Source organism: Rhodococcus sp. FG69, assembly GCF_057808915.1.
This window is the reverse complement of sequence record NZ_JBMDIX010000114.1, coordinates 1-594: the sequence shown is the minus strand read 5'-3', so window position 1 is coordinate 594 and position 594 is coordinate 1. Positions and strand designations below refer to the sequence as shown.

Annotated in this window: 1 protein-coding gene; it reads right to left on the bottom strand. The window is 62.6% G+C overall.

Features of this window, described 5'->3' with window-relative positions:
• Nucleotides 1-35 precede the first annotated feature (35 nt).
• Complete coding sequence (locus tag ACODSO_RS29210; RefSeq protein ID WP_063216980.1) at nucleotides 36-464, bottom strand: DUF6153 family protein; 429 nt, start codon at nucleotides 462-464, stop codon at nucleotides 36-38.
• Nucleotides 465-594 lie beyond the last annotated feature (130 nt).

The window sequence follows — 594 nt, the reverse complement described above, 5'->3', positions numbered from 1 at the left end:
ATCCGCCGACAGACACGCGTCTGACGGGCTCCCTGTCACACTCGCAAGGTCACCGATCTGTCCAACTCCCACAACGTCCACGGCGGCGCACGCCCCCACTCAGAGTCGGTGCGCCCAACGATCCGGTTAAGCAGCGTCGGTACCGGGTCGATGGCTGCGCTCGTCACCGGGACCGTCAGCGCGGGCCACGACGCTGTCGTACCCACACAGGGATGCATCATCTGGTACCCCGACGGGCAGTCATGTTCCCCGGTCATCACCGGAACCGACACCGAGTCGGCCATGTGAGACGGCGCTGCGAACGAGGCACGGCCGCCGCTCATCGACATGGACATCGAGCCGGTCACAGGCATCGACATCGGTGTCACCGAATGCATCAACAGCACACCGAACACCGTCAGTGCAATCAGTAAAGCTGCCGTCGGAGCTGTGCCCCGTCGACCGTGCCGATTCACTGAGTGCATGCGGCCGATGATACCAACATATACCCCCTGGGGGTACGCCTGTCTCGTCGCGTTCGGTCGTCGAAGCATTTCGTCATGTCTTCGAGGTGTCGAGTCCGAGATCTGTTGCGCGGTTGTAGTCGTCGTCGAT